Source organism: Streptomyces sp. NPDC053367, assembly GCF_044545925.1.
Classification (GTDB): Bacteria; Actinomycetota; Actinomycetes; order Streptomycetales; family Streptomycetaceae; genus Streptomyces.
Map to the genome: position 1 here is coordinate 578,890 of NZ_JBITYN010000003.1, position 17,747 is coordinate 596,636.

General features: G+C 71.4%; 19 protein-coding genes. 15 read left to right on the plus strand and 4 right to left on the minus strand.

Going from position 1 to position 17,747, the window contains the following annotated elements:
• Nucleotides 1-7: 7 nt before the first annotated feature.
• From ACIGXJ_RS12260 to ACIGXJ_RS12275, 4 genes are all read left to right on the plus strand, one after another.
• Nucleotides 8-256 carry a type B 50S ribosomal protein L31 gene (locus ACIGXJ_RS12260; protein ID WP_399643511.1) on the plus strand — a complete coding sequence of 83 codons (249 nt, stop codon included), beginning with the start codon at nt 8-10 and terminating at the stop codon, nt 254-256.
• Nucleotides 256-1,611: a GTP-binding protein gene (locus ACIGXJ_RS12265; protein WP_399643514.1), complete on the plus strand. Its 1,356-nt coding sequence runs from the start codon at nt 256-258 to the stop codon at nt 1,609-1,611. The genes ACIGXJ_RS12260 and ACIGXJ_RS12265 overlap by 1 nt, the downstream gene beginning before the upstream one ends.
• Nucleotides 1,612-1,617: 6 nt before the next feature.
• Nucleotides 1,618-1,851, plus strand: a complete 234-nt coding sequence (gene rpsR, locus ACIGXJ_RS12270; RefSeq protein ID WP_399643516.1) for a 30S ribosomal protein S18 — start codon at nt 1,618-1,620, stop codon at nt 1,849-1,851.
• 445 nt (nt 1,852-2,296) lie between these two features.
• Nucleotides 2,297-2,515, plus strand: a complete 219-nt coding sequence (locus tag ACIGXJ_RS12275; protein WP_399643711.1) for a DUF397 domain-containing protein — start codon at nt 2,297-2,299, stop codon at nt 2,513-2,515.
• Between the two features lie 89 nt (nt 2,516-2,604).
• Here ACIGXJ_RS12275 and ACIGXJ_RS12280 read toward each other — a convergent pair whose 3' ends face one another.
• On the minus strand, nt 2,605-3,105 hold the full coding sequence (locus ACIGXJ_RS12280) for an ATP-binding protein (protein ID WP_399643518.1): 501 nt from the start codon (nt 3,103-3,105) through the stop codon (nt 2,605-2,607).
• Nucleotides 3,106-3,438: 333 nt separating this feature from the next.
• Between ACIGXJ_RS12280 and ACIGXJ_RS12285 the strand changes: the two genes are divergently transcribed.
• From ACIGXJ_RS12285 to ACIGXJ_RS12315, 7 genes are all read left to right on the plus strand, one after another.
• On the plus strand, nt 3,439-4,263 hold the full coding sequence (locus tag ACIGXJ_RS12285; protein ID WP_399643714.1) for a helix-turn-helix domain-containing protein: 825 nt from the start codon (nt 3,439-3,441) through the stop codon (nt 4,261-4,263).
• 113 nt (nt 4,264-4,376) lie between these two features.
• Entirely contained in the window at nt 4,377-5,837 is a 1,461-nt protein-coding gene (locus tag ACIGXJ_RS12290; protein WP_399643520.1) for an aldehyde dehydrogenase family protein, read from the plus strand.
• 107 nt (nt 5,838-5,944) lie between these two features.
• On the plus strand, nt 5,945-6,487 hold the full coding sequence (locus ACIGXJ_RS12295; protein ID WP_399643522.1) for a DinB family protein: 543 nt from the start codon (nt 5,945-5,947) through the stop codon (nt 6,485-6,487).
• Nucleotides 6,488-6,521: 34 nt separating this feature from the next.
• Nucleotides 6,522-7,163: a PadR family transcriptional regulator gene (locus ACIGXJ_RS12300; protein ID WP_399643524.1), complete on the plus strand. Its 642-nt coding sequence runs from the start codon at nt 6,522-6,524 to the stop codon at nt 7,161-7,163.
• 79 nt (nt 7,164-7,242) lie between these two features.
• Nucleotides 7,243-8,205 (plus strand): ATP-binding cassette domain-containing protein, encoded by a 963-nt coding sequence (locus ACIGXJ_RS12305; RefSeq protein WP_399643526.1) that lies wholly within the window; start codon nt 7,243-7,245, stop codon nt 8,203-8,205.
• Nucleotides 8,202-8,963, plus strand: a complete 762-nt coding sequence (locus ACIGXJ_RS12310) for an ABC transporter permease (protein WP_399643527.1) — start codon at nt 8,202-8,204, stop codon at nt 8,961-8,963. The genes ACIGXJ_RS12305 and ACIGXJ_RS12310 overlap by 4 nt, the downstream gene beginning before the upstream one ends.
• Before the next feature lie 84 nt (nt 8,964-9,047).
• Nucleotides 9,048-9,809 carry a MerR family transcriptional regulator gene (locus ACIGXJ_RS12315; protein ID WP_399643529.1) on the plus strand — a complete coding sequence of 254 codons (762 nt, stop codon included), beginning with the start codon at nt 9,048-9,050 and terminating at the stop codon, nt 9,807-9,809.
• Between the two features lie 58 nt (nt 9,810-9,867).
• On the opposite strand, the gene ACIGXJ_RS12320 is transcribed toward ACIGXJ_RS12315, so the two are convergent.
• A complete protein-coding gene (locus ACIGXJ_RS12320; protein WP_399643531.1) occupies nt 9,868-10,233 on the minus strand; it encodes a YbjQ family protein in 366 nt (121 codons plus the stop codon).
• Between the two features lie 142 nt (nt 10,234-10,375).
• On the opposite strand from ACIGXJ_RS12320, the gene ACIGXJ_RS12325 reads away from it, so the two are divergent.
• Nucleotides 10,376-11,350 (plus strand): DedA family protein, encoded by a 975-nt coding sequence (locus ACIGXJ_RS12325; protein WP_399643533.1) that lies wholly within the window; start codon nt 10,376-10,378, stop codon nt 11,348-11,350.
• Between the two features lie 22 nt (nt 11,351-11,372).
• On the opposite strand, the gene ACIGXJ_RS12330 is transcribed toward ACIGXJ_RS12325, so the two are convergent.
• On the minus strand, nt 11,373-13,010 hold the full coding sequence (locus ACIGXJ_RS12330) for a threonine/serine exporter family protein (protein WP_399643535.1): 1,638 nt from the start codon (nt 13,008-13,010) through the stop codon (nt 11,373-11,375).
• A gap of 103 nt (nt 13,011-13,113) precedes the next feature.
• On the minus strand, nt 13,114-13,605 hold the full coding sequence (locus ACIGXJ_RS12335; RefSeq protein ID WP_031487466.1) for an inorganic diphosphatase: 492 nt from the start codon (nt 13,603-13,605) through the stop codon (nt 13,114-13,116).
• Between the two features lie 123 nt (nt 13,606-13,728).
• Between ACIGXJ_RS12335 and dacB the strand changes: the two genes are divergently transcribed.
• From dacB to tilS, 3 genes are all read left to right on the plus strand, one after another.
• Complete coding sequence (gene dacB / locus ACIGXJ_RS12340) at nt 13,729-15,255, plus strand: D-alanyl-D-alanine carboxypeptidase/D-alanyl-D-alanine-endopeptidase (protein ID WP_399643538.1); 1,527 nt, start codon at nt 13,729-13,731, stop codon at nt 15,253-15,255.
• A 73-nt stretch (nt 15,256-15,328) separates the two neighbouring features.
• The gene (locus tag ACIGXJ_RS12345) at nt 15,329-16,462 is read left to right on the plus strand and encodes a zinc-dependent metalloprotease (protein WP_399643540.1); all 1,134 of its coding nucleotides are present in this window, start codon (nt 15,329-15,331) and stop codon (nt 16,460-16,462) included.
• Between the two features lie 192 nt (nt 16,463-16,654).
• The gene (gene tilS / locus ACIGXJ_RS12350) at nt 16,655-17,680 is read left to right on the plus strand and encodes a tRNA lysidine(34) synthetase TilS (protein ID WP_399643542.1); all 1,026 of its coding nucleotides are present in this window, start codon (nt 16,655-16,657) and stop codon (nt 17,678-17,680) included.
• Nucleotides 17,681-17,747 lie beyond the last annotated feature (67 nt).

The window sequence follows — 17,747 nt, forward strand, 5'->3', positions numbered from 1 at the left end:
ACCCGCCATGCGCAAGGGACTCCACCCGCCCTACGACCCCGTCGTCTTCCGCGACCGCGCCGCGGGCCACGCCTTCCTCACCCGCTCGACCATGACGAGCGAGAAGACGATCGAGTGGGAGGACGGCCACACCTACCCCGTCGTGGACGTCGAGATCTCCAACGTCAGCCACCCCTTCTACACGGGCACCGCGCGTGTCCTGGACACCGCCGGACGCGTCGAGCGCTTCGAACGCCGGTACGGGAAGAGGGGCTGATGCTCTCCGTCGTCATCGTCGCCGGCCTGCACGCCGACGCACGCCGGGCGGCCGTCGAGCACCTGCTCACCGAGGTGCCCGGCAGTGTCGCTCTCCACCACGACCTGGCCGCGGCCCCCGACGGCACGGTCGTCCGCACCGTCCGGGACGCCTCCGGGACGTTGTCCTCGGGTGAGGCGCCCCTGGTCAACGACTGCGCCTGCTGCGCCCTGCGCGAGGACCTGGTGCCCGAACTGGAGCGCATCCAGGACGCCGGCACCGCCCCGCTCGCCGTCGTCGAGCTGTGGGACTCCGTCGAACCCAAGGCCATGGCCGAGGTGATCACCGCGGGCGGCCTCAGCGTCACCGGCGTGATCACCGCCGTCGACCCGGCCCTTCTGCTGCCGTACCTCGGCAACGGCGACGACCTCGCCGAACGCGGCCTCGCCGCGGCCGCCACCGACCGGCGCACGGTCGCCGACACCTTCGCCCGGCAGCTGGAGTACGCCCCCGTCCTCGCCGTGGCCGACTCGGAGGAGGCCGACGACGAGGACCGGGAGCTGCTGGCCCAGTTGCACCCGACGGCACGGCGCGTCCGGATCGGCTCGGCCGTCGCGCGACGGGGCGTTGATGAACTCGGCGCCGGGATGCGGGGCGACCGGGACCCGGCGCCCGAGGCAGGTGACAACGCCCCCGCGTCCAGGAACGACAACGCGTCCAGGGACGACAACGCCCCCGCGTCCAGGGACGGCAACGCCCCCGCGAGCAGGAACGCCCCCGCGAGCAGGGAAAACGCCCGCCCCTCCACGGCCGGCCCCGCGTCGAGGGGCCGCACCCGCTCCCCCCTGCTGCGAGCCGCGCTCGCCGGGTTCGATGTCCAGGCCGCCGCAGCCGCGCAGCACCCCGCGTGTGCGCTGCTGCCCGTGGAGGCGGACGCGCACGGTGTGGCGACCTTCGTCTGGCGGCGCCACCGCCCCTTCCACCCCGGGCGGCTCTACGCGGCGCTGGAGGACCTGACCTGCGCGGCCGCCCGCAGCCGGGGCCGGTTCTGGCTGGCCGACAGGCCGGACACGCTGCTGCACTGGGACGCGGCCGGCGGGGCCCTGTGCGTGGAGAGCGCGGGGCCGTGGCTCGCGTCCCTGCCCGACGCGGCCTGGGAGATGGTGCCGCCGGTACGCCGTGCCGCGGCCGCGCTGGACTGGCACCCCGAGCACGGCGACCGCTGCCAGCACCTGGTGTTCACGTCCCCCGCCCTCGACCGCGACGGGCTCGCCCGCCTGCTGGAGTCCTGCCTGCTGACGGATGCCGAGTACGCCGCCGGGCGGGAGGCATGGCGTCAACTCCCGCATCCTTTTGACACACTTCTGGAGGTCTGAGACCCGATGCCCCGCAAAGGCGACCGCAAGCCCGCCGAGAACCGCCCCAATCCGCTGGACCGTGCCGGGATCACGTACATCGACTACAAGGACACCGATCTGCTGCGGAAGTTCATCTCCGACCGCGGGAAGATCCGCAGTCGGCGGGTGACGCGTGTCACGTCCCAGCAGCAGCGCCAGTTGGCCCGGGCGGTCAAGAACGCGCGGGAGACGGCCCTCCTGCCGTACGGCACTCGCTGACCGCACCCGGCCCGTCGCGGAGAGTGCCTTCCGGCGCCTCGGGCCGGACATCCGGATTTCCCGGATCCGGTTTCGGCCAATCCAGGGACCGCTCCAGGCGACGATCCGGCCCCCGACCGTGGAACACCGAGCCCGCCGAATGCGTCTCTATTGGAAGCGGGGAGGACTCGATCCGGACGGCCCGGCAGGGCGCGGGGCGCGGATGACCACGGACGGGGGTCGGCGGGTCGCATGTCGTGCGATCACCGGGGAAGGCGCCGCAACGTCACAAGCGGTGGCGTCGACGCTGCTGTAACCACAGGACCACCCCGCGTGCACGTGCATCTGCCCATGCATCTGCACATGAACAGGGTTATGATCCGGCTCAGTTGACCACTGCATCAATGGCCACACCAGCCAGTGCACCAGCGGGGAGCGACCTGTGGACCACGACGTGTACAACGGCATGGCCGCGACGCAGCTGCGGGGCGTGGCCTGGCAGAAGAGCCGCCACAGCAATTCGCAGGGTTCCTGCGTGGAGTTCGCCCGGCTGCCGGGCGGTCGCGTGGCGGTGCGCAACTCGAACTTTCCCGACGGCCCGGCGCTGGTCTACACGCGCGCCGAGATCGAGGCGATGCTGCTCGGCGTCAAGGACGGGGAGTTCGACCACCTGATAGCGGGGTGAGGCCCCGCGGCGGAGCGAGCCGCGGGGCGAGGCGCGTCCGGGCGGGGTGACGCGCGTAGAAGCCCGCCGGCGGAGACGCCGGGGGTGCCTCACGCCTCCGGCTGGAGCCGGAACAGCGCCCAGACGACCTTTCCGCTGAGGGTGCCGGCCAGCGGATGCCAGCCCCAGCTGTCACTGAAGGAGTCGACGAGGAACAGGCCGCGCCCCGACTCCGCCGAGAAGTCCTCCGCCGCACGCGCGACCGGGCCCTCGCCGCTGGGGTCGCGCACCGCGCACACCAGCCGCTCGGTCCACCGCATCAAGTGCAGCCGTACGAACGGCTCGTGCTGCTGCGGGACACGGGTGGTGGCCTCCGGCAGGGCGTGCCGCAGGGCGTTGGTGACGAGTTCGGAGACGACCAGGCAGACGTCGTCGAAACGTTCGCCGAGCTCCCACTGGTCGAGAGTCTTCCGGGTGAACCGGCGTGCGTCGCGGACCGCTTCGTAGCGGGCGGGCAGTGCGCAGGAGGCGGCGCTGGACACTGCCTCGGGATCCAGCGGCGGAAGGCCCTGCCTTAACGGCTCGAGCATGGTCGATCCATTCGTCCCCATGCGAGGCACTCCCCCGGTAATTCGCGGTCGTTGCGATGCAGCGGTGGCGCGGGACCATGGTTTCGGATGCGTAGGGCAGATGCAAGGGCAGATGCACGTGCACGTGACCGAATTGGTCGGGCCCGTACCGCTTCTTAGCCATTTTTTCTGCCATCTTCCACCTGCTCGTGGCGCAACCGCTGCTCTGGTTCGCAGTTAAATCTTTGGCTTCTTTCCGTCTCTGTAATCGGGCGAGTACTGCTCGGAGTGTTTTAGTGGCAGACTGCGGGCCCGGAAGACGGTTGGGGAGGCGGCGAAGTGAGCGCGGGAGAGCCCGGATCGGTGGTGCGGCGGATGCTGCTCGGCTCGCAACTCAGGCGACTGCGCGAGGCGCGCGGGATCACCCGCGAGGCGGCGGGCTACTCCATCCGCGCCTCCGAGTCGAAGATCAGCCGGATGGAGCTGGGCCGGGTGAGCTTCAAGACCAGGGACGTCGAAGACCTGTTGACCCTGTACGGCGTCACCGACGAGAGCGAGCGCACCGCGCTCGTCTCGCTCGCCCGCGAGGCCAATGTGGCGGGCTGGTGGCACAGTTACTCCGACGTGCTGCCCAACTGGTTCCCCACCTATGTGGGGCTGGAGGGCGCGGCCTCGGTGATCCGCGCCTACGAGGTGCAGTTCGTGCACGGTCTGCTGCAGACCGAGGAGTACGCACGCGCGGTGGTGCGGCGCGGCATGAAGGGCGCGAGCGAGGCCGACGTCGAGCGGCGGGTGGCCCTGCGTCTGGAGCGGCAGAAGCACCTCGTCGCCGAGAACGCCCCCGACTTCCACATCGTCCTCGACGAGGCATCGCTGCGCCGCCCGTACGGCGACCGCGAGGTGATGCGCGGACAGCTCCAGCACCTCATCGAGCTCTCCGAGCGGCCCAACGTCCGGCTGCAGATCATGCCGTTCAGCTTCGGCGGGCACTCCGGCGAGAGCGGTGCCTTCACCATCCTCAGCTTCCCCGAGTCGGACCTGTCGGACGTCGTCTACCTCGAACAGCTCACCAGCGCCCTGTACCTCGACAAGCCCGAGGACGTCGCCCAGTACGAGACCGCGCTGAAGGAGCTGCAGAGCGACTCCCCGGGTCCGGACGAGAGCCGGGATCTTCTCCGAGGACTCCTTCAACTGTCTTGAAACACAAGTACGATGACGCCTGATCAGACCGTGAAGCCGTTCGGGTGTGCCTGTCTCTTGCCGTGACCGCTCGACCGCTTCGACGCATCTGCGGCAGGGGATTGAGGGATCACATGTCGTCCTGGTTCACCGACCTGGCTCAGCAGTACATCGACGGCGAGTGGCGTCCGGGCTCCGGCTCCTGGGACATCATCGACTTCAACCCGTACGACGGGGAGAAGCTGGCCTCGATCACCATCGCCACCGCCGACGAGGTCGATCAGGCCTACCGCGCGTCCGCGCGGGCGCAGCCCGAGTGGGCCGAGGCCGGCGCGTACGCCCGCCGGGCCGTGCTGGAGAAGGCGCTGCGGCTGGTGGAGGAGCGCGAGGCGGAGATCACCGAGGTGATCATCGCCGAGCTGGGCGGCACCCATGCGAAGGCCGGCTTCGAGCTGTACCTCGCCAAGGAGTTCCTGCGCGAGTCGATGAACGTGGCCACCCGTGCCGAGGGCCAGATCATCGCCTCGCCGGTCGACGGCAAGGAGAACCGCCTCTATCGCGTGCCGGTCGGCGTGGTCGGGGTCATCAGCCCCTTCAACTTCCCCTTCTTCCTGTCGCTGAAGTCGGTCGCCCCGGCGCTCGCGCTCGGCAACGGCGTCGTCCTCAAGCCCCACCAGGACACCCCGGTCACCGGCGGCACCCTGATCGCCAAGATCTTCGAGGACGCGGGCCTGCCGGCCGGTCTGCTCAACGTCGTCGTCACCGACATCGCCGAGATAGGCGACGCCTTCATCGAGCACCCCATACCCAAGGTCATCTCCTTCACCGGCTCCGACAAGGTCGGCCGCCACGTGGCCACCGTCTGCGCCGCGCACTTCAAGCGGACCGTCCTCGAACTGGGCGGCAACAGCGCCCTGGTCGTGCTGGACGACGCCGACATCGACTACGCCGTCGACGCGGCCGTCTTCAGCCGGTACGTCCATCAGGGCCAGGTCTGCATGGCCGCCAACCGCGTGCTGGTGGACCGGTCGGTCGCCGAGGAGTTCACCGCGAAGTTCGTCGCCAAGGTCAAGGGCCTGAAGGCGGGCGACCCGCGGGACCCGGAGACGGTCATCGGTCCGCTGATCAACTCCTCGCAGGCGGAGGCCGTATCCAGCTTGGTCGAGCAGGCGGTCGCCGGCGGCGCCACCGCCCTGGTGCACGGCGCCACCCGCGACAACCTCGTCGAGCCGTCCGTCCTGACCGACGTACCGGCAGGCTCCCCGCTGCTGAAGCAGGAGGTGTTCGGGCCGGTCGCCTTCCTCGTCCCGTTCGACGGCGAGGAGGAGGCCGTACGCCTCGTCAACGACACCCCCTACGGTCTCAGCGGCGCCGTCCACACCGCCGACGTCGAGCGCGGGGTGCGGTTCGCGCAGCGCATCGACACCGGGATGTTCCATGTGAACGACGGCACCGCCCACGACGAGCCGCTGGTCCCCTTCGGGGGTGAGAAGAACTCCGGCGTCGGCCGCCTGAACGGCGAGAGCGGACTGGACGCCTTCACCACCCTGAAGTGGATCTCCATCCAGCACGGCCGGAGCGTCTTCCCGTTCTGAGCCCTGTTTCGCGACCGGCGGGCCCTTGCGGACAGAACCTGACCGCAAGGGCCCGTAACGTCATGGGTGTCGGAAGAAGGAACGGCCGAAAAACGAAAGAGGCCCTCATGCCCACTCACGTTCCCGCCGAGGCCCACGGTGACGAGCGCGGCGCCCTGCTCGCCTTCGTCGAGGCGCAGCGCGGCGGTCTGCGCAGGTCGCTCCTGGGGCTGACCGACGAGCAGGCGGCCCAGACGCCCAGTGCCAGCGAGCTGTCGCTGTCCGGGCTGGTCAAGCATGTCGCCGAGACGGAGCTGAACTGGCTGCGGATGGCCCAGCAGAAGCCCAACGAGCGGGCGCGCACCCAGGAGACGTGGTCGGAGAGCTTCCGCCTCGTCGAGGGGGAGACGGTCGCGGAGACGCTGGCGTTCTGGGACGGGGTGGCGCAGGAGACCGAGGCGTTCATCCGCTCCGTGCCGTCGCTGGACGACACCTTCCCGCTGCCCCCGGCGCCCTGGTTCCCGAAGGACGGCCGGGTGTCCATGCGGTGGCTGATGATCCACCTCGTGGAGGAGATCGCCCGGCACGCCGGCCACGCCGACATCGTCCGCGAGTCGCTGGACGGCAGGACCGCCTTCGAACTGGTGGCCCTGGAGGCGGGCGCCTCCTGAGGGCCTTGTACCGGCCGGGCTCTACGCTGGCCCCATGTCAGCGATCCGTCTCCTCGTGCTCGGCGCGGTGCGCCAGCACGGGCGGGCCCACGGCTATCAGGTGCGCAACGACCTGGAGTACTGGGGCGCGCACGAGTGGTCCAACGCCAAGCCCGGCTCGATCTACCACGCCCTGAAGCAGATGGCGAAGCAAGGGCTGCTGCACGCGCACGAGGTCGCCCCCTCCACCGCCGGCGGCCCGCCGCGCACCGAGTACGAGATCACCGACCTCGGGGTCGAGGAGTATCTCGGCATGGTCCGCGAGGCGCTCACCAACTACGACCAGAAGATGGACATCAAGTCCGCGGCCATCGGCTTCATGGTCGACCTGCCGCGCGCCGAGGCGGTCGCCCTGCTCAAGGAGCGCATCCGCCGCATCGAGGAGTGGCGCGGGGCCGTCACCGAGCACTATGTGCCCGAGGACGGCCCCGAACAGCTCGGCCACATCGGCGAGATCATGAACCTCTGGGTCCACACCGCCGACGCCGAGGCCGAGTGGACGCGCGGGCTGATCGGGCGCATCGAGAGCGGGTCGTACACGTTCGCGGGTGAGGGCGAGCCGTTCGTCGGGGTGCTGACGGAGGGTGAGGAGAACCCGTACGCGACGGGGGAGCGGCATCCCGAGGATGCTCACTAATCAAGTTTGACGACAGCTGTCGCGAGCGTTACGTTGGCGTTGTAGTCAAACTTGACTAGCAGAGGGTGGGTGGCAGCCCGTGACAGACGCCGCGATCGCCGTCGAAGGCGCACGCAAGGCATACGGAGACAAGAAGGCGCTCGACGGACTCGACCTGGAGATCTCGCGTGGCACCGTCCACGCGGTGCTCGGTCCCAACGGCGCCGGCAAGACGACCCTGGTCCGCATCCTGTCCACCCTGCTACGGCCGGACGGCGGCCGTATCGAGGTGGCCGGGCACGACGTGGTGACCCACGCGCGCGAGGTCCGCCTGCGCATCGGCCTGCTCGGCCAGTACGCGGCGCTCGACGAGGAGCTCGGCGGCCGCCAGAACCTGGAGATGTTCGGCCGTCTGTACCACCTGGGAGCCCGCCACGCGCGCGTGCGCGCCGACGAGCTGCTGGAGCGGTTCGGCCTGAGCGACACCGGGCGCAGGGCGGTCAAGCAGTACAGCGGCGGCATGCGGCGCCGCCTCGACCTCGCCGCGTCCCTGATCACCGACCCGGAGGTGCTCTTCCTGGACGAGCCGACCACCGGCCTCGACCCGCGCGGCCGCGCCGAGGTGTGGGCGGCCGTCCGCTCCCTGGTCGGCGGCGGTACGACGGTCCTGCTCACCACGCAGTACCTGGAGGAGGCCGACCAGCTCGCCCACCGCGTCTCGGTCGTCGACTCCGGCCGGGTCGTCGCCGACGGCACACCGGAACGGCTGAAGTCCGCGATCGGCGGCGACCGCATCGACGTCGTCCTGCGCGACGCCGGGCAGCTCGGCGCGGCGGTCGCCCTGCTGCCGCCCGGCGTCGACAAGGGCAGCGTCTCCGTCGACACCGACCGGCGGCTGCTCAGCGCCCCGGTCACCGACCGGATGACCGCGCTCGCCGGCCTCGTACGGGCCCTGGAGGAGGCCGGGATCGAGGCCGAGGACATCGCCCTGCGGCGGCCCACGCTGGACGAGGTGTTCCTGCACCTGACGGGCGACGGGCACCGAGTGAAGGAGACCGTATGACCGCGTACGCACTGACCGACTCCTGGACCATGACCCGGCGCGAACTCGCCCACTGGGCGCGGCAGCCGGTTCAGGTCGCGGTGGGCCTCGCGTTCCCCGTGATGCTGATGCTGATGTTCGGCTACCTCATCGGCGGCGGCCGGGGCGTCAGCGGCCCCTACGTCGACTACCTGGTCCCCGGCATGCTCGCGCTCACCATGGCGTTCGGCCTGGAGGGCACGATGATCGCCGTCACCCAGGACCTCACCAAGGGCGTGATCGACCGGTTCCGCGCCATGCCGATGGCCGACGGGGCCGTACTGGTTGGCCGGTCCGCCGCCGACATGCTCCAGTCGGCGCTGGTGCTGAGCGTGCTCATCGGCGTCGGACACGCCCTCGGCTGGCGGGTGCACGGCGGCTTCGCCGGGTTCTGGGGGGCCGTCGGGCTGCTCCTGCTGTTCCGGTTCGCCATGCTCTGGATCGGCATCCACCTCGCCCTGATCGCAGGGAAGCCCGAACTGGTCCAGGCCGTCCAGATCCTCGTCTGGCCGGTCGGCTTCCTCTCCAACGCCCTCGCCACCCCGGACTCCATGCCCGGCTGGCTGGGCACGGCCGTCGAGTGGAACCCGCTGTCCCGGACGGCCACGGCGGTGCGTGAGCTGTTCGAGGGAGGTGCCGTGGACCCCGCTCACATCTGGGCGGCGGTCGGCTGGCCGCTGGGGCTGCTCGCGGTGTTCTTCCCCCTGGCGGTGCGCAGGTTCGGGCGGCTGAGCAAGTAGCCGCACGGCGCGCCGCCCACCGGGACTTGCACCTCACGCCACGTGAGGCCGCACCGTGGAGTGCGTACCGAGAAGGGAGCGGAAGTGAGCTACTCCGTGGGACAGGTCGCCGGATTCGCCGGGGTCACGGTGCGCACCCTGCACCACTACGACGACATCGGCCTGCTCGTCCCGAGCGAGCGCAGCCACGCGGGCCACCGGCGCTACAGCGACGCCGACCTCGACCGGCTGCAGCAGATCCTGTTCTACCGAGAGCTCGGCTTCCCGCTCGAAGAGGTCGCCGCCCTGCTCGACGACCCGGACGCGGACCCGCGCGAACACCTGCGCCGACAGCACGAGCTGCTGACCGCCCGGATCGAGAAGCTGCGCAAGATGGCGGAGGCCGTGGAGCACGCCATGGAGGCACGCACGATGGGGATCAACCTCACGCCGGAAGAGAAGTTCGAGGTGTTCGGGGACAAGGACCCCGAGCAGTACGCCGAGGAGGCGGAGCAGCGCTGGGGCGGCACCGACGCGTACGCCGAGTCGCAGCGCCGGGTCGCCCGCTACACGAAGAACGACTGGCAGCGGATCAAGACCGAGGTCGAGGACTGGGAGCAGCGTTACGCCGCGCTGGTGGCCGACGGCGAGCCGGCGACCGGCGAGCGCGCCATGGTCATGGCCGAGGAACACCGCCGGCACATCGGCACGTGGTACTTCGAGTGCCCCTACGAGATGCACAGGTGCCTCGGCGAGATGTACGTCGCCGACGAGCGGTTCAAGGCGTACTACGACTCCCTGGGACCCGGTGTCGCCGAGCACCTCAAGGAGGCGATCCTGGCGAACGCCGCGCGGCACGGCGCGTAGGTCCCCGGACCGCCGGCTCCGCGCCGCCGGCTCCGCGCCCGGGGAGTGGAGCAGGGGATCACTCCCGGGCCAGGACCACCGCGGTCCCGTACGCGCACACCTCGGTGCCGACGTCCGCCGCGTCCGTCACGTCGAAGCGGAACGCGAGCACGGCGTCGGCACCCCGCGCGCGGGCCTGCTCCACCAGGCGCTCCATGGCCTGGTTGCGGGTCTCCACGAGCGTCTTGGTGAGGCCCTTGAGCTCACCGCCGACCAGGGACTTCAGACCTGCGCCGATCTGGCTGCCGAGATGGCGGGAGCGGACCGTCAGGCCGAAGACCTCGCCGATCACCCGCTCGACGCGGTGTCCGGGGACGTCGTTCGTGGTCACGACCAGTACGTCGGACTGCGGCCCCTGGCCGCCGCCGTAGTCTTCGAGGCTCATGGTGCACAGCTTTGTGCCAGTCGGCCCACAGTGCATCCTGAAGACACCGGTGGAACCTGGGGCGGACGCGAGGCGTTGATAGCTTTGACCGGCCGAACCGGACGCCGCCGAACTTCCCCTCACCCCTCAGGAGCCCGCAGCCGTGACGACGCTCGCCCTCGGACCGAGCTGGCTCGATCCGAACCACCTGCTCGACGACTTCGGGATCTGGGGCCTGCTCCTGATCGTCTTCGCCGAGTCCGGGCTGCTCATCGGGTTCTTCCTGCCGGGTGACTCCCTGCTGTTCACGGCCGGCCTGCTGATCACCTCCGGGCAGCTCGACTTCCCGCTGTGGGCGGCGATCGCGCTGATCTGCCTCGCCGCGATCCTGGGCGACCAGGCGGGCTACATGTTCGGCAAGAAGGTCGGCCCCTCGCTGTTCAACCGGCCGGACTCGCGCCTGTTCAAGCAGGAGAACGTCACCAAGGCCCACGACTTCTTCGAGAAGTACGGCCCGAAGTCGCTGGTGCTGGCCCGCTTCGTGCCCATCGTGCGCACGTTCACGCCGATCATCGCCGGCGTCAGCGGCATGCGGTACCGCTCGTTCCTCGTCTTCAACGTCGTCGGCGGCGTCCTGTGGGGCGCCGGAGTCACCCTGCTCGGCTCCTGGCTGGGCAACATCGACTTCGTCAAGAAGAACATCGAGGCGATCCTCATCCTGATCGTCCTCGTCTCCGTCGTCCCCATCGCCATCGAGTTCCTGCGCGCCCGCTCCCAGGCCAGGAAGAACCCCCCGCAGCAGCGGCCGCAGCCTCCGGCGCAGCAGCAGTACCCCCAGCAGCACCCGCCGATGGACGACGCCACGACCCAGCTGCGCCGCATCGACGACGCTCCCGGACAGCAGCCGTACGGCCACTACGACCAGCAGTACGGCCGGACGCAGTACGGAGAGCAGCAGTACGACCAGCAGCAGTACGACCAGCAGCAGTACGGCCAGGACCAGGGCGGCTACGACCAGCAGCAGTACGCCCAGCAGCCGTACGACCCGTACTACGGCGGTCAGCAGCCGCAACAGCAGTACCCGCCTCAGCAGCAGTACCCGTACCCCTACAACGAGGGCGAGCAGCAGTACCGCTGAACGGGGCGCGGGGCGCAACCCGCTAGAACCCGCGGGTGCGTTTCGCGGCCTTGCGCCCCCCGCCGGCGGCGATCGGCACCCGCAGGAACAGCCGGGACACCTCCGCCCCCAGGTTCACGCCGATGGCGATGGCCATGGCCAGGGCGGCCGCCTTGGTCAGCGATCCCAGCCCCTTGTCCACCTCGTTCTGGGCGATGGACAGCAGCCCGAAGTACGTCGCGGAGCCGGGCAGCAGGGGACCGATCGCCGCGGTCGTGTACGGCAGCGCCGACGCGTACCGGTACCGGGACAGCAGCTGCCCGAACAGGCCCACGAGCCCGGCCGCCACCGCCGTGGAGGCGACGGGCGACAGGCCGCCGGCGTAGTGCATGGCGCCGTACACCGACCAGGCGACCCCGCCGTTGAGGGCCACGGCGAGCACGGTGGAGCGTTCCTGCTGGAGCAGTACGGCGAACGTCAGCGACAGCAGCATCGAGGCGACGATCTGCACGACGGGCCGCTCGGTGATGCCGAGGGCGGCGTCGGGATTGAGCTGGGCGCCGAGCTGCACGCCGAAGTAGAGCATCACCAGCACGCCGACGACGATGCCCACGAACAGGTACATGACCTCCAGCAGCCGGGCCGCGGCGGTGATGTAGAAGCCGGTCAGCCCGTCCTGCACGCCCGCCACCAGGGCCCGCCCCGGCAGCAGCGCGAACAGCCCACCGGTGATGACCGCGGAGGCCTTCACGTCGACGTCGGCGAGGGTCAGCGCGACGCCCATCGCGGCGGGCGGCATCGCGGCGACGGTGAACTGGTAGAACTCCGGCAGCCCGCGCCCCGCGCACAGCCAGGCCAGCCGGTCGCCGAGCATCGCGCCCAGCGCGGCCGCCACGAACACGACCGGGTCACCGCCGACCAGCACGGAGGCCGCGCCGGCCAGCAGCCCGCTCGCCAGGGTCAGCGCCCAGGTCGGGTAGGGGTGCCGGTTGCGGCGGATCTCGGCCAGGCGCCGGTAGGCGTCCTCCAGCGAGACATGGGTCTCCGGGTCGCTGATGTCGTCGACCAGCTGGAACACGGCCGCGAGCCGCGTGTAGTCGGTGCCGCGGCGCCGTACGGTCCGCGCGGCCGACACCGGGTCGTCCACCAGCGACGGCTGGTAGGAGATCGACAGCAGGGTGAAGGTGACGTTCGGCTCGCAGCGGTCCAGGCCGTAGGAGCGGCACACGGCGAACATGGCCGTCTCCACGTCCTCGGCGCTCTCCCCGCCCGCCAGCAGCAGCTCCCCGAGCCGCAGCGTCAGGTCGAGCACGCGCGGGACGGCCGGGCCGCCCTCCTCGGTCCGCTGCACCGGCTCCGGCGCGGGCCGCTCGGCCACCGGCATCCGCAGCATCGTGCGCATCCGGTCCTGCCAGGGCGCGCCCTTCGTCAGGCTCACGACCGGCATCCCGGTCGCCGGAGTGAACGCGGGCGGCGCGGCCTTGGCGCTGTAGGTGCTCGGCGTGGTGAACGCCGACCCCTCCGGCCCGGCGTCGGCCGCCGCCGGTACGCCGAGGCCCGCCGGGATCGCGAACTCCGACGTGGTGGAGGACTCCGACTCCGCCGGCTCCACCCCCGCGGGAGGCGTGAACGCGCTCCTCGCCTCGTCCGACTGCGGTTTGCGGTCCTCCGCTTCCGTCACTTAAAGCAGCGCTCCCTGTACGACACCGAATTCAGGCCAGTATGCGCACAGGTACCCGAACGGGCCGCACGCGTGCGCGTACGGCCCGTCCGGAACAGCGGCCTCAGTGGCCGCCCTGGTCCTTGAAACGCTTGTAGGACCGCTCGATCTCGGCCTCGGCCTCGGTGCGGCCGACCCAGTCGGCGCCCTCGACGGACTTGCCGGGCTCCAGGTCCTTGTAGACCTCGAAGAAGTGCTGGATCTCCAGGCGGTCGAACTCCGACACGTGGTGGATGTCGCGCAGGTGCTCCACGCGCGGGTCGGTCGCCGGGACACACAGCAGCTTGTCGTCGCCGCCGGCCTCGTCGGTCATCCGGAACATGCCGATCGCGCGGCACTTGATGAGGCAGCCCGGGAAGGTCGGCTCGTCCAGGATGACCAGCGCGTCCAGCGGGTCGCCGTCCTCGCCGAGGGTGTTCTCGACGAAGCCGTAGTCGGTCGGGTAGGCGGTCGAGGTGAAGAGACGACGGTCCAGGCGGATCCGACCGGTCTCGTGGTCCACCTCGTACTTGTTCCGCGAACCCTTCGGGATCTCGATCGTGACGTCGAACTCCACCGGTGGCTCCTCCATGATCAACGCACAGTTCTGGTGATTAAGTGTCCCTCACGCACGTGTGTGATCGCGAAAGGGGCTGGTGTCGTGCCAGAGCTGAGGCCTTGGCGGGCGGCGAGGCCGCGGATGACACGGGTCGCGAACGCCGTACGACCTCGTCTCGCCCGGGTCGCAGCGGCCGCGAAACCGCGGGTCACGCGGTGGGTGCGGGCCGCAAACCCGCAGGTCACAAGGGTCAGAACCTGGCAGTACACCGCGGGCGCCGCCACCGCCGGACTGGCGCTGGCCGCCGGCGTGGTCACCGCCGCGGGGCCCTGGGATTCCACGGGTCAGCGTACGGCCGAGCGCGAGCGGGCAGCCGCCCGGGCCGCCACAGGTGGCGCAGATCACGGCCCCGGCGCGACATCCGCCGCACCGCGCCCCGCCCCCAGCGCCGCCTCCGTCCTCACCGGCCTCGGCGGCGCCGCCCCCGTCACGAAGTCCGCCCCCGGCGCCCGCCCCGTCGCCGACGTCCTGGACCCCCTGCTCACCGGGCCCGCCCTCGGCGAACAGCACGCGGCCGGCGTCGTCGACCTGACCACCGGCCGCCCCCTGTACGGCTCCCGCGCCGACGAGGCCCTCATCCCCGCCTCCACCACCAAGGTCGCCACCGCCGTCGCGGCCCTGTCCGCCCTCGGCCCCGACCACCGCCTCACCACCCGCACCGCCCTGGAACCCGACACCGGCGAACTCGTCCTCGTCGGCGGCGGCGACCCCACCCTCACCGCCCGCGAGGACGCCGACGGCTGGGCGAGCCTGCGCACCCTCGCCGCCCGCACGGCCGCGCAACTGCGCGAACGCGGCGTACACCAGGTCACACTCTCGTACGACACCACGCTCTACGCCGGTGACGAACTCCACCCGATCGGGGTCAACGACAACCTCGCCCCCGTCACCGCCCTGATGGCCGACGAGGCCCGCACCGACGACTCCACCAGCGGCCCCGCCCCGCGCAGCGCCGAGCCCGCCGCCGACGCCACGCGCCTCTTCGGCGATCTGCTGAAGTCCCACGGCATCAGGACGACCGCGCCCGGCCCGTCCAAGGCCAGCACGCGCGCGCAGAACCTCGCCACCGTCTCCTCCCCGCCACTCGCCACCCTCGTCGAGCGCATGCTGACCAACAGCGACAACGACATCGCCGAAGCCCTCGTCCGCCACGTCGCCCTCGCCTCGGGCGAACGCCCCGACTTCGCCGGGGCCGGCCGCGCGGTGCACGACCGGCTGAAGAAGCTCGGCCTGCCGACGAAGGGCGCCGTCTTCACCGACGGCAGCGGCCTCAGCCGCGAGGACCGCCTCACCACCGGCCTCCTCACCGCCCTCCTCGCCCGGTCCGCCGACCCCGCCCACCCCGAGCTGCGCCCGGCCCTGACCGGCCTGCCGGTGGCCGGCTTCACCGGCACCCTGACCAGCCGCTACACCGACGGCGCCGCGGGCCTCGTACGCGCCAAGACCGGCACCCTGACCGGGGTGAACGCCCTCGCCGGCACGGTCGTCACCCGGGACGGCCGGCTCCTCGCCTTCGCGTTCCTCACCTCGGGCACCGTCGATCCGACGGCGACCCAGAAGGCCCTCGACGAGGCGGCGACGGCCCTGGCGGCCTGCGGCTGCCGGTAGGGACGACACGCCCCGGCCCGGGCCGCCTGACGACGCCCTGCCCCCGACGGCAGCGCTCACGTACGGTTGACGCATGACGAGCATCGGTGGTGCCGCATCTGCCGGAATGATCGACTGGAACCTCGCCGTGGCGACGGCGACCCGGCTGGTACGGCCGGGCCCCGAGATCAGCCGTGACGAGGCCCGCGCCGTCGTCGCCGAGCTGCGCCGGCACGCCAAGGCCTCCGAGGAACACGTCCGCGGGTTCACCCGCCTCGGCACGGACGGGCTGGACGACACCCCCGTGCTGGTCGTGGACCGCCCCGGCTGGGTCAAGGCCAACGTCGCCGGGTTCCGGGAGATCCTCAAACCCCTGCTCGACAGGATGCAGGAGCGCCGCTCCGGCAGCTCCGGCGGTGCCCTGCTCGGCACGGTCGGCGGCAAGGTCACCGGTGTCGAACTCGGCATGCTGCTGTCGTTCCTGGCCTCCCGCGTCCTCGGCCAGTACGAGACCTTCGCCCCCTCCACCCGCGACCTGCCCGCCGGCGAGAACGGCGGCGGCCGGCTGCTGCTCGTCGCGCCGAACATCGTCCACGTCGAACGCGAGCTCGACGTCGAACCCCACGACTTCCGGCTCTGGGTATGCCTGCACGAGGAGACCCACCGCACCCAGTTCACGGCCGTGCCCTGGCTGCGCGCCCACCTCGAGGGCGAGATCCAGGCATTCCTCGCCGAGACCGACGTCGACCCCGGCACCGTCCTCGAACGCATCCGCGAGGCCGCCCAGTCGCTCGCCGGAGGCCGCCCCGAGGGCGAGGAGGACGACGGCGGCCGCTCCCTCGTCGAGATCGTCCAGACGCCCGCCCAGCGCGAGATCCTCGCCCGCCTGACCGCCGTGATGTCCCTGCTCGAAGGCCACGCCGACTACGTCATGGACGGCGTCGGACCGGAGGTCGTCGCGAGCGTCGCCGAGATCCGCGAGAAGTTCCAGCAGCGCCGCGCCAAGGGCGCCTCCCGCCTCGACCTCGCCCTGCGCAGGCTGCTCGGCCTGGACGCCAAGCTCCGCCAGTACCGCGACGGCGAACGCTTCGTCCGCGCCGTCGTCGACCAGGTCGGCATGGACGGCTTCAACCGCGTGTGGACGTCCCCGAACACGCTCCCCACCAAGAGCGAGATCGCCCAACCCGCGGACTGGATCACCCGGGTGCACGGAAGGACCGAGGCGTGAAGGACGAGCGGACGGTGTGAACGGATCTCGGCCCACGACAGGCGAACGCCCCTCCAATCACCCGTCCGAGGGACCGTGGGCCATGGACAGGCGTGCAATGCTCGGGGAACGGCCCGGTTCTGTCACCATCTACACACTCTGAGTGACCGAACCCGGGGCACACCCCCGACAACTTCATGAAGGGAACCGGACATGGGTCCCCATCCTGCGGTCGCGGCGATACGCCTGGCGGTCCGCCGCGTCCTCCACGACATCCTCGACGACCACATCCCTGCCCGGCAGGACACCGACCACGAACGCCCCCCGGCGCCGCTCGTGCTCGTCGCCTGCTCCGGCGGCGCCGACTCCATGGCGCTCGCCTCCGCCCTCGCCTTCGAGGCCCCCCGGCTCGGCATCCGGGCCGGCGGCATCACCGTCGACCACGGCCTCCAGGCCGGCTCCGACCTGCGCGCCCAGGAAGTCGTCCTGCGCCTGCGCGGACTCGGCCTCGACCCCGTCGAAGCCGCCACCGTCACCGTCGGCCGCGACGGAGGCCCGGAAGCCGCCGCCCGCGACGCCCGCTACGCCGCCCTCGACGCCGCCGCCGTACGCCACGGCGCCGCCGCCGTCCTGCTCGGCCACACGCGCGACGACCAGGCCGAGACCGTCCTGCTCGGACTCGCCCGCGGCTCCGGCATCCGCTCCCTGTCCGGCATGGCCGCGGTCTCGGGGGCCGACGGCCGCTACCGGCGCCCCTTCCTGCAGCTCGACCGGCAGACCGCGCGCAAGGCCTGCATGGTCCAGTCGCTGCCCGTGTGGGACGACCCGCACAACACCGACCCCGCCTACACCAGGTCCCGGCTGCGCCACGAGGGACTGCCCGCCCTGGAGAAGGCCCTCGGCAAGGGCGTCATCGAGGCCCTCGCCCGTACGGCCCAGCTCTCCCGCGACGACGCCGACGCCCTCGACGCGTGGGCCAGTCAGGCGGAGGCCTCCGTACGCGACGCCGCCGGACTGCTGGAGTGCGCCAAGCTCTACGCCCTGCCGCCCGCCGTACGCCGCCGGATCCTGCGCCGCGCGGCCATCGAGGCGGGCGCCCCGGCCGGCTCGCTGTTCGCCCGGCACATCGAGGAAGTCGACCGGCTGATCACCGGCTGGCGCGGTCAGGGAGCCATCAACCTGCCCGGCAAAGTAGTGGCCCAGCGCCAGGGTGGCAGACTGGTGATTCGGCAAGGCTGAATCTCTCCCCCCGGGGAGATGCCCGGTCCCTCCCCGCGGAGGGGCCGGACGGCCGGTGTGGGACGAC

Bases quoted from the DNA above. Each gene is read 5' to 3' on its own strand.
- ACIGXJ_RS12260 (WP_399643511.1), top strand. From the start codon at position 8: ATGCGCAAGGGACTCCACCCGCCCTACGACCCCGTCGTCTTCCGCGAC.
- ACIGXJ_RS12265 (WP_399643514.1), top strand. From the start codon at position 256: ATGCTCTCCGTCGTCATCGTCGCCGGCCTGCACGCCGACGCACGCCGG.
- rpsR (WP_399643516.1), top strand. From the start codon at position 1,618: ATGCCCCGCAAAGGCGACCGCAAGCCCGCCGAGAACCGCCCCAATCCG.
- ACIGXJ_RS12275 (WP_399643711.1), top strand. From the start codon at position 2,297: ATGGCCGCGACGCAGCTGCGGGGCGTGGCCTGGCAGAAGAGCCGCCAC.
- ACIGXJ_RS12280 (WP_399643518.1), bottom strand. From the start codon at position 3,105: ATGGGGACGAATGGATCGACCATGCTCGAGCCGTTAAGGCAGGGCCTT.
- ACIGXJ_RS12285 (WP_399643714.1), top strand. From the start codon at position 3,439: ATGCTGCTCGGCTCGCAACTCAGGCGACTGCGCGAGGCGCGCGGGATC.
- ACIGXJ_RS12290 (WP_399643520.1), top strand. From the start codon at position 4,377: ATGTCGTCCTGGTTCACCGACCTGGCTCAGCAGTACATCGACGGCGAG.
- ACIGXJ_RS12295 (WP_399643522.1), top strand. From the start codon at position 5,945: ATGCCCACTCACGTTCCCGCCGAGGCCCACGGTGACGAGCGCGGCGCC.
- ACIGXJ_RS12300 (WP_399643524.1), top strand. From the start codon at position 6,522: ATGTCAGCGATCCGTCTCCTCGTGCTCGGCGCGGTGCGCCAGCACGGG.
- ACIGXJ_RS12310 (WP_399643527.1), top strand. From the start codon at position 8,202: ATGACCGCGTACGCACTGACCGACTCCTGGACCATGACCCGGCGCGAA.
- ACIGXJ_RS12320 (WP_399643531.1), bottom strand. From the start codon at position 10,233: ATGAGCCTCGAAGACTACGGCGGCGGCCAGGGGCCGCAGTCCGACGTA.
- dacB (WP_399643538.1), top strand. From the start codon at position 13,729: ATGACACGGGTCGCGAACGCCGTACGACCTCGTCTCGCCCGGGTCGCA.
- ACIGXJ_RS12345 (WP_399643540.1), top strand. From the start codon at position 15,329: ATGACGAGCATCGGTGGTGCCGCATCTGCCGGAATGATCGACTGGAAC.
- tilS (WP_399643542.1), top strand. From the start codon at position 16,655: ATGGGTCCCCATCCTGCGGTCGCGGCGATACGCCTGGCGGTCCGCCGC.